Source organism: Aliiroseovarius salicola, from assembly GCF_027891095.1.
Classification (GTDB): Bacteria; Pseudomonadota; Alphaproteobacteria; order Rhodobacterales; family Rhodobacteraceae; genus Aliiroseovarius; species Aliiroseovarius salicola.
Window position 1 is genome coordinate 1 of the sequence record NZ_JAQIIO010000019.1, and the last position, 9,803, is coordinate 9,803.

The 9,803-nt window shown below is 52.2% G+C and carries 8 protein-coding genes; all 8 read left to right on the forward strand.

Going from position 1 to position 9,803, the window contains the following annotated elements:
* The first annotated feature begins 268 nt into the window (after positions 1-268).
* The 8 genes from O2N63_RS17350 (at position 269) to O2N63_RS17385 (ending at position 8,909) form a co-directional block, all read left to right on the forward strand.
* Positions 269-1,300: a LacI family DNA-binding transcriptional regulator gene (locus O2N63_RS17350; RefSeq protein WP_271055571.1), complete on the forward strand. Its 1,032-nt coding sequence runs from the start codon at positions 269-271 to the stop codon at positions 1,298-1,300.
* 161 nt (positions 1,301-1,461) lie between these two features.
* Positions 1,462-2,703, forward strand: coding sequence for an ABC transporter substrate-binding protein (locus O2N63_RS17355; protein WP_271055578.1), 1,242 nt, complete (start codon positions 1,462-1,464; stop codon positions 2,701-2,703).
* Positions 2,704-2,854: 151 nt separating this feature from the next.
* Entirely contained in the window at positions 2,855-3,793 is a 939-nt protein-coding gene (locus O2N63_RS17360; RefSeq protein ID WP_271055572.1) for a carbohydrate ABC transporter permease, read from the forward strand.
* Positions 3,794-3,804: 11 nt separating this feature from the next.
* On the forward strand, positions 3,805-4,638 hold the full coding sequence (locus tag O2N63_RS17365) for a carbohydrate ABC transporter permease (RefSeq protein WP_271055573.1): 834 nt from the start codon (positions 3,805-3,807) through the stop codon (positions 4,636-4,638).
* 9 nt (positions 4,639-4,647) lie between these two features.
* Entirely contained in the window at positions 4,648-5,652 is a 1,005-nt protein-coding gene (locus tag O2N63_RS17370) for an ABC transporter ATP-binding protein (protein ID WP_271055574.1), read from the forward strand.
* A complete protein-coding gene (locus tag O2N63_RS17375; protein WP_271055575.1) occupies positions 5,649-6,422 on the forward strand; it encodes an L-iditol 2-dehydrogenase in 774 nt (257 codons plus the stop codon). The genes O2N63_RS17370 and O2N63_RS17375 overlap by 4 nt, the downstream gene beginning before the upstream one ends.
* 29 nt (positions 6,423-6,451) lie before the next feature.
* Complete coding sequence (locus tag O2N63_RS17380) at positions 6,452-7,918, forward strand: mannitol dehydrogenase family protein (protein ID WP_271055576.1); 1,467 nt, start codon at positions 6,452-6,454, stop codon at positions 7,916-7,918.
* 64 nt (positions 7,919-7,982) lie between these two features.
* Positions 7,983-8,909 (forward strand): carbohydrate kinase family protein, encoded by a 927-nt coding sequence (locus O2N63_RS17385; protein WP_271055577.1) that lies wholly within the window; start codon positions 7,983-7,985, stop codon positions 8,907-8,909.
* The last annotated feature ends 894 nt before the right edge of the window (positions 8,910-9,803 follow it).

Genomic DNA, 9,803 nt, shown 5'->3' on the forward strand with positions numbered 1-9,803 from the left:
GGAACCGAGGCCAATCATGCACTAACATTCAAACTGGACCACTTAAGTGGGGCTGATCATTTGTTTAACCCATCAAGTGGAGAGTGTTTCTTTAGTTCAGCAGAGGCGTGACAAGTTACGTTTACAGTCGCTCTTGATCATACCCTTCAGAATAGTACACCAGAAAGTCGTAAGTTTACGCGCGGAAATTAATATCTTTACAAAGTATCAATTTCCGACCAGCCTCTGAAAGCAGACATTTACACGGCTCCAATGGAAGTTTTCACCAATGAGCGATCCAAAAATCAGGAACATGGAGGGCTTTGCTGCGGTTAGCGGAATTTCCCGTCCGACGTTATCAAAGTACTTCAACGATCCGGAAAGTGTTCGCAAGTCAACGCGCGAAAAAATTGAGGCTGCGTTAGAAAAGCATGACTATCGGCCAAATATTTATGCCGTCAATCAGAACAGACGGCAGACCAAGAATATCGGATTGGTGGTCCCAAACTTAACGGACCCTTTCTTTGCGGGCATTGCACGAACGATAGAGGGGTTAATTGTTAAGGCAGGTTTCAATCCGTTATTGCTCAGTTCGCATGGCGGGCCGGCACAAGAGATTACCAACCTGGAGAGTCTTCGGTCCATTAAACCCGCTGGTGTGCTATTGGCGCCTCTTGGTCGAGCATCGCTTGAAGATCAAGTTGCAGCGTTTGCAGGTGAAGTTCCAACGGTACTGTTTGACGCCAATCTTGAAGGGATTGGCGAGGCTTTTTTTGGCTCTGACAACAACCAAAGTATCAACTTGATTGTTGATTACTTGTGTCGCTCTGGAGAGCCACCCGTATTTTTCGAATTGAAAACTCCGATTAACCCAAACGCCTGCAAACGCCGCACGGCCTATATCGCTGCGATGGAAAAGTTGGGGCATGAACCGCACCTTATTCAGGTGGAAGGTCAGGGGTGGAATTTTGAGGAAATCGGCTTTCGTGAAGGTGCGCGGATCTTAACGAAACAGAAATTGCCAACAAACACGATATTATGCTCAAACGACAGGCTCGCTATTGGATTGCTGTCTGCGGCATTTGAAAACGGTATCAAAGTCGGATTGGATGCGAGTGCCTCTCTTCGGATTGCAGGGCACGACGATCACCCTTTTTCGCGTTTTACATGCCCCAGCTTGACGACCGTTTCGCAGGATTATGATGCCATCGCCGCGCGAGGGGTTGAGACCATTCTGTCGCTGATCGAATCCGAAAACCGTATTGAGCGGCGCGAGGAAACGTTGTTTGAGGGAAAGCTGGTGATGCGCGGATCTGCGTAAGGTTTTGAAATAAATACATTTAAGGCAATATTTTACGCGCGTAAAGAATATGATTGACGCGAAGCAATGATAGCTGTTAGCGTTTATGCGTCACATCCAATCTAGGGAGGAACCGGATGTCCTTTACAAAAGCACTTTGCGCTGCCAGCGCCATTGCTCTTATGTCGGGCGCTGCTGCGACCGCTGAAAGCCTGACCATTGCAATCGTAAACAACGGTCACATGATCAACATGCAAACCGTTGCAAAAGCGTACACGGAAGAAACTGGTGTTGAACTGAATTGGGTCTCACTCGAAGAAGGCGTTCTGCGTGAGCAGGTTACGTCTGACACCGCGACCGGGGGGGGGCAGTACGACATCATCAATATCGGCATGCAAGAAGCCCCCATCTGGGGAGCGGCTGGATGGATTGAGCCACTGAACTTTAGCGCGGACTACGACGTCGATGATATCCTGCCAGCCATGCGCAATGGATTGTCCCATGAAGGCACGCTCTATGCCGCGCCGTTTTATGGTGAATCGTCGATGGTCATGTACCGTAAAGACCTAGCCGATGCAGCTGGCGTGACCATTGCCGACAACGATAGTTGGGACAATGTCAAAGCTGCCGCGGCTGCAATCCACGATCCGGAAAACGGCGTTTATGGCGCCTGCCTGCGTGGTAAGCCGGGCTGGGGAGACAATATGGCGTTCATCACCACGGTCGTGAACTCATTCGGCGGTGCGTGGTTCGATGCCGACATGAAGCCTGCTCTGGACAGCGCCGAGTGGAATGCTGCGATCAATTTCTACGTTGACCTGCTTGGCAACTATGGCCCTCCAGGCTCGGAAGGCAATTCGTTCAACGAGATCCTTGCGCTCTATAACGAAGGAAAGTGCGGCATGTGGATCGACGCGACCATCGCGGCTTCGTTCCTTGACGTTGACGGTGTCGCCTACGCGCAATCGCCGAACGCAGGCAACCCGGTCGGGGCCAATTGGTTGTGGGCATGGGCAATGGCGATCCCCGCCGGTTCGCCAAACGCTGAAGCCGCTGGTGCCTTCATCGAGTGGGCAACGTCCAAAGACTATGTGCAAGCCGTTGGTAACCACCCGGACTTCGGTTGGGATTCTGTTCCGACCGGTCAGCGTGCATCGACCTATGCGATCCCTGAATTCCAGGCCGCAGCGGGTTTTGCAGCTGCCGAACTGGCCGCGATCGACAGCGCTGCACCTGGAGCAACCGACATGAAGCCTTACGTTGGCGTTCAGTTTGCCGCCATCCCTGAATTCCCGGAAGTGGGTTCAGCTGTCGCACAGGAAATGGCCGCTGCTCTGTCCGGCGCTAAGTCGGTTGAGGATGCCTTGGCCGCATCGCAAGCCGCTGCTGATGCGATTATGCGTGAAGCTGGCTATTACGAATAACTGCATAGTAGGGGGCCTGGTCTCGCCGGGCCCTCTCACCATTAGGCCGCCTTTGTTGAAATAACGACCCAGCGGCACTTAAAGTCCAAACACTCGCAACTAACACGTCACAAGCTGAACGATCGCCTCGTTCTGCTAGGAGGATAGACTAATGTCTGACAGAAAGCTTCCTCGGCTTCTTCAAGCTCCAGCGGTACTTCTGCTTTTGGTTTGGATGCTAATCCCACTTGGGATGACGCTTTACTTCTCTTTCATCCGTTATGTGCTGAATAGCCTTCGCCGTCCAGAATGGACTTCACCAAGTCTGAGCAACTGGCGAGGGTTCGGAAACTATGAATTTGTTCTGAAATCCAAAGACTTCCTGCTCGCCATTCAAAATAGCCTCTTTATCGTGTGCAGCATCCTGTTTCTTACTGTCATTCTGGGTGTGCTGATTGCAGTCCTGATCAACAAGGCCTTCCCGGGGCAAGGGGTTGTCCGGGTATTGCTTATTTCACCGTTCTTCGTAATGCCCGCAGTTAACGCAGTACTTTGGATCAACATGATCCTAGATCCTGTCCTGGGTTTGCAGGGGATCGCAGTTGCCGGGATAAACGAATTCTTGGATGGGTTGCGACAAATACCCGTTCTCGGCGGTTTCTTCTCGCTTTGGCCAGAATTCGAACCAGTTTCGTTCCGCGCGACCCAAACATCGGCCATCGCCGTGATCATGATGGTGACCTGGCAATGGACACCCTTTGCGGTCCTCATCTTCATGACCTCGCTCCAATCCGAGGATCAGCAACAGAAAGAAGCTGCCGTTCTGGATGGCGCAAGCACCTGGTCGCAGTTCCGGTTTCTGACGCTGCCGCATCTGGGCCGCCCGATTGCCATCGTTGTGATGATCCAGGCCATTTTTCACCTGTCGCTATATGCAGAAATCGAAATCGTGAGCCGGGGCAACGGGAACAAGAACCTGCCATATCTGATTGGTGAATTCGCCAACAACAATATCGGCGCAGCCAGTGCCACAGGCATCTTCGCCGTAATCCTCGCCAACTTCGTCGCGATCTTTTTGCTGCGTATGGTTGGCAAGACATTGATGGAATAAGGGGCTATATCATGGCAATCGTTGCGCAATCTTCAAAGTTTAGCACCTATGGTCGGCCTGTACTGGCGTGGGGTGTCGGGCTGCTCTTTTTCTTTCCGATCTTCTGGATGGTTCTGACAAGTTTCAAAACGGACGCCGATGCGGTGAAACCAGAGCATCTGATCTTCTTCACTCCGACGTTCGATAATTATCTGAACATGACAGACAATTACGACTATTGGCGCTTTGCAACGAACTCTGTCATCTCAGCCGTTTCGGCGACAGCATTTACATTGTTCGTCAGCGTCCCCGCCGCCTATGCGATGGCGTTCAACCCAAGTCGCTCGACCAAAGACGTTTTGATGTGGATGTTGTCGACCAAGATGCTTCCTGCAGCGGCGGTGCTCTATCCGATGATATTTCTTGCCAAAAGCATCGGTCTTTATGACACGCATATCCTAATCATCACCGTTCTGAGCCTGATCAACCTGCCCATCGCAATCTGGATGCTGTTCACCTACTTCAAGGAGATCCCGAAGGATATCATCGAAGCTGGCAAGATGGACGGCGTCAACACTTGGGGCGAGATCAAAGAGATCCTTGTTCCGCTTGCTTGGGGTGGCATCGCGTCAACGGCTTTATTGGTCTTCATCTTTTGCTGGAACGAAGCTTACTGGACCGTCCGCCTCACCACCATCGACGCTGCGACACTCTCCAAGCTCATCGAAGGAAACCGGGCCCCAGAAGGCCTGTTCTTCGGGCGTCTTTCAGCAGTCTCAACCGCAGCCGTCGGACCAATCGTTGTCCTGGGATGGTTCTGCCAGAAACAACTTGTCCAAGGCTTGACCTTTGGCGCTGTGAAATAAGGAAAGATCATGGGACGTATTGTACTCGATCAAGTATCCAAGAAGTTCGGTGACGTCGAAGTCATCCCTCCGCTGGACCTGACCATCGAAGACGGAGAGTTTGCGGTTTTCGTCGGCCCGTCCGGCTGCGGTAAATCTACGCTTCTGCGCATGATTGCCGGTCTTGAGGATCTGACATCCGGCAACATCGAGATCGACAGTGAGGTCGTGACCGAGGTTCCGCCTTCGAAACGCGGCTTGGCAATGGTGTTCCAGTCATATGCACTTTATCCGCATATGACAGTGCGCAAGAACATCGGGTTCCCGCTCCGCATGGAGAAGATGGCACCAGATGAGATTGACAAACGTGTCGAAGCCGCTGCGCAGTCTCTGAACCTGATCGACTATCTGGACCGCAAACCCGGGCAGCTTTCCGGTGGTCAGCGTCAGCGGGTCGCTATTGGACGCGCCATCGTCCGTGATCCATCGGCATTTCTGTTTGATGAACCTCTGTCGAACCTCGACGCCGCATTGCGCGTCGGTATGCGCCTTGAGATCAGCGAGATGCATGAACGCATGCAGACCACCATGATCTACGTGACGCATGATCAGGTTGAAGCGATGACAATGGCCAACAAGATCGTGGTGCTCCAGGCCGGTGTGATCGAGCAGGTGGGATCGCCACTGGATCTGTATCACAAGCCTCAGAACGTGTTTGTGGCTGGCTTTATAGGCTCACCGAAGATGAACATCTTTTCGGGGTCTGAGGCAGAAAAACATGGTGCGCACACCATCGGCATCCGGCCAGAGCACACAGATGTCAGCATGACGGACGGCACATGGGAGGGGCGTGTCGGTGTCGCTGAGCATCTGGGGTCTGACACGTTTATCCACGTCCATGACACCGGTTTGACGGACATGATCACCGTACGCATCACCGGGGATATTTCGGTGAAACACGGGGATAAGATCTATCTGACGCCGCAAGCAGATCAAATCCATAAATTTGATGCCAAGGGGCAACGGATTGCATGAAACGTCTCAACGGCAAAACTGCGCTGATTACGGGAGCGGCCCGGGGGATCGGGCTAGCCTTTTCCAAGGCCTATGTGGCCGAAGGCGCGCGGGTTGCCATTGCCGATATCAATTTTGAGCGGGCATGTGACGCTGCTGCTGAAATTGGTGATGCTGCGATTGCCGTTGAATTGGATGTGACCAAGCAAGACCGCATCAATGCGGCCATTGCACAAACAGTCGAAAAGCTGGGCCAGATCGACGTTTTGATCAACAACGCGGCTGTGTTCTCGGCGGCTCCGATTGTTGACATCACACGGGAAGACTATGATCGGGCCTTTGATGTTAATGTTGCCGGAACCTTGTTCACCCTACGGGCCGTCGCGCGTCACATGATTGCGCGCGGCATCCAAGGCAAAATCATCAATATGGCCAGTCAGGCGGGGCGCCGTGGAGAACCCCTGGTTGGAGTTTACTGCGCCACCAAGGCCGCCGTCATCAGCCTGACCCAGTCGGCGGGGCTGAACCTTATTGCACATGGGATAAACGTGAACGCCATCGCCCCGGGGGTGGTGGACGGGGAGCACTGGGACGATGTGGATGCTTTCTTTGCCAAGTATGAGGGCAAGGCCTTGGGGCAAAAGAAAAAGGAAGCTGGCGAAGCCGTTCCGATTGGGCGGATGGCGCGGGCCGAAGATTTAACAGGAATGGCGGTTTTTCTCGCTTCGCAAGACGCCGATTACATTGTTGCACAGACCTACAATGTTGACGGTGGAAATTGGATGAGTTGATGAAAGATCTGCCGCAAGGAACCGGTGTAATGAAACTGAGAAATGCAACATTGAACGAGCTTCCCAAAGCTGTCTTGCGCCCGATTTATGATCGTGCGCAGCTGACACCGGGCATTGTTCACATTGGTCTCGGCAATTTTCATCGCGCCCATCAGGCATGGTATCTGCATCGCTTGATGCAACAGGGCGATGCCCATAACTGGGCAATCATTGGGGCGGGCGTTCGACAGTATGACGCCGCCATGCGGGAGAAATTGCTGACGCAGGACTGTCTGACAACATTGATTGAACTGGCCCCATCGTCTTTGTCTGCCGAAGTCATCGGTTCGATGATAGATTACCTCGCGATCGAAGAGGGCAACCAACCTTTGATCGAACGGATGGCGCAGCCCGATATCCGCATTGTCGCCATGACCGTGACCGAGGGGGGCTATTTCATTGATCCTGCCACCAAAGGATTTGACGATAACCACCCGGACATTGTCCATGACAGTCACAATCCCGATACGCCAAGAACCGCGTTTGGGGCGATTGTCGCGGCCCTTCGTTTGCGCCGCAAGAGTGGCACCGATCCATTTACTTGCCTGTGTTGTGACAATTTACTAGGAAACGGGGATGTGTTGCGTCAAACGGTTGTGTCTTTGGCGCGGCTTTCTGACCCAGATTTAGCTGATTGGATCAACACCAACTGCAGCTTTCCGAACTCAATGGTCGACAGTATCGTTCCGGCAACTGGTCCAAGTGAGCTGGCGTTGGCGCATCAGCTGGGCATAGATGATTTGGCCCCCGTGACGCACGAAAATTTTCGCCAATGGGTGATCGAAGATGCGTTTTGTGCAGGGCGACCTGACTGGGATAAAGTTGGTGCCACCTTCACTGACAATGTGCATGGATATGAGGCCATGAAGATCCGCATTCTAAACGGCGGACATCAGGTGATTTCAGTGCCGGGAGAAGTTCTTTCGGTCAAGACAATTGCGGATTGCATGGAGCATGATTTGATCCGCAACCTCTTTACGAAAGTCGCCGAAACGGAAATCGCCCCGCTGGTCAAACCTGTCTCAGGCATGTCCACTCAGGACTATGTCACAAGTGTTTACAGCCGTTTTTCCAACCCGAAGATCATCGATACGACACGCCGCGTGGCCTTTGATGGGTCGTCTCGCCATCCGGGATTCATCATCCCCTCAATCCGTGACGGGCTGGCGAAAGGAACGTCGATAGAAGGGCTGGCTTTGGTTGAGGCCGCTTGGGCACGGATGTGTGAAGGCACCCGCGAAGATGGCAGCAAAATTGACCCCAATGATCCATATTGGGACGAATTGAAGACCCGTGCCCAAAAAGCCCGAAAGAACCCGAAAACCTGGCTTGAGATGCGTCAGATATACGGAGATCTTGCAGATGAGCCGCGATTTGCCGACGCGTTTTCAAAGTGGTTCAGTTTGATCTGGTCTGACGGGTTAGAAGCCGCGATCGCATCCTATTTGGACGCATGATACAGATCAGTCACGACCCTTCGTGCAACGAGATGTTAAACCAATTGTTCATTAAGGAAACCCTATGATCCTTTGCTGTGGAGAGGCTCTTATTGACATGATCCCCGAACAAACCCTTCGGGGACAAGATGGCTATGTCCCGCGATCCGGTGGCGCGATCTTTAATACGGCGATTGGCCTAGGGCGGTTGGGGTGCAGAGCGGGCCTTCTTAGCGGCATTTCGACAGATATGTTTGGACATCAACTTATGGCCGATTTGCGGGCCAGCAATGTTGATACCCGCAATGTCATTCGATCAGATCGCCCATCGACATTGGCGTTTGTTAAACTGTCCGATGGTCACGCGTCATATTCGTTCTTTGATGAAAACTCGGCTGGGCGGATGATTGCCCCCAGTGATTTACCCACCGTTATTAAAGGCGTTTCCGCGCTTTATTTTGGTGGTATCAGTCTGGCTTGCGGACCGGGGGCCGACACATATATGCATTTCGCCCAAACACATGCGCGCAATGCTGTCGTGATGATCGACCCAAATATTCGCCCCAGCTTTATCACGGACGAACCAAGCTTCCGAGACCGCATTCGTGGCTTACTTAAATTGGCAGATATTGTGAAAGTCTCTGATGAGGATCTGAACTGGATTATGCCAGACTCGCGCGCGCTTGAAGAAAAAGCTGTTCAGTTGCAGTCGCTTGGACCTTCTGTCGTTATTTTAACGCGCGGCAGTTCTGGTGCCCAAGCTTGGCTTCCGAACGGGAAATCAATCTTTGTTGCCAGTCAGAAAGTTGACGTCATTGATACGGTCGGCGCAGGGGACACGTTCAACGCTAGTGTGCTTGCGAACCTGTCTGATGCGGGACTTCTTCGCAAAACCGCGATCCGAGAGATTTCAGAAAGTGACCTCGCGGAGGCAATCGCTTTCGGTGCCCGCGTTGCCGCAATCAATGTTAGCCGAGCAGGTGCAAACCCACCTTGGCGAGATGAACTGTAATCTAGGCGGTATGTTGCAAACCGTCTGGATGCCGAGCGCGTTCATTGATGACGCAGGCTGATTATTTGCGTGAGCCTCTCCTTCCTGAATGGCCTGAAAAATTAGCCTCGATGCGACGGTTGCAATCGCGATATTTACAACTGATCTACGCTGTTTAAAAAGGAGGGAAATCCTTCGCTCCCGCGATGATTGACGGCGAAACCTCCACAAAATGGCCTGCTACAAACGCGTAGGAAATAAGAGCGCGTTTCTCGAAGGCGAGGCCATGTCCAGATCTGGCATATCCCACTAATAATACTGATTGGACGAGACAAATCCCGCGCCTATATTGGTTTTCTACACTTCATTCCAGAAACCCCACAGATCAGTCTTTCAGCAGGCCTCTTTCTACCGTGAACCAGCGTTGATGGTGGTCGCAGTATGATTGGCGGTGGTTTCGATCCGTGAATGGCTGCTTCTCGAACTGAAGTACCACCCGCGCACTTGCAGCTAATGATCGCAAACCGCCCTTGGTGCTAGAAACTCAGTGGCAATAGGAACTACTCAAACTGCATTCCGAATATTATTCAGAGAAAAGTAAGTTGGGTCAAAGGGTGGGAACGGCACCCAAGTGGCCGGTTCTTTGATAATATTTCATTAAAATAAAAGAGAATTCTACGAGTGATGCGTTCAGTAAGAAAGGATTGACCTACATTCGCTGGTTGATCTCCTTTTTTGTGGTGTCGCTATTTATGGTAGATCAAAGCGTAGATGCACCTGTAGTAGCGCTGGGCACATTTCCATTTATTGTCTAACTAACTTGCAAGATTTATGTTTGATCTCGTGATGCCAAATAGAAAGGGCTCGCCTCAGCGAGCCCTTTTTTTTGTTCGAGACTGGTGAACGTAGTTTCAC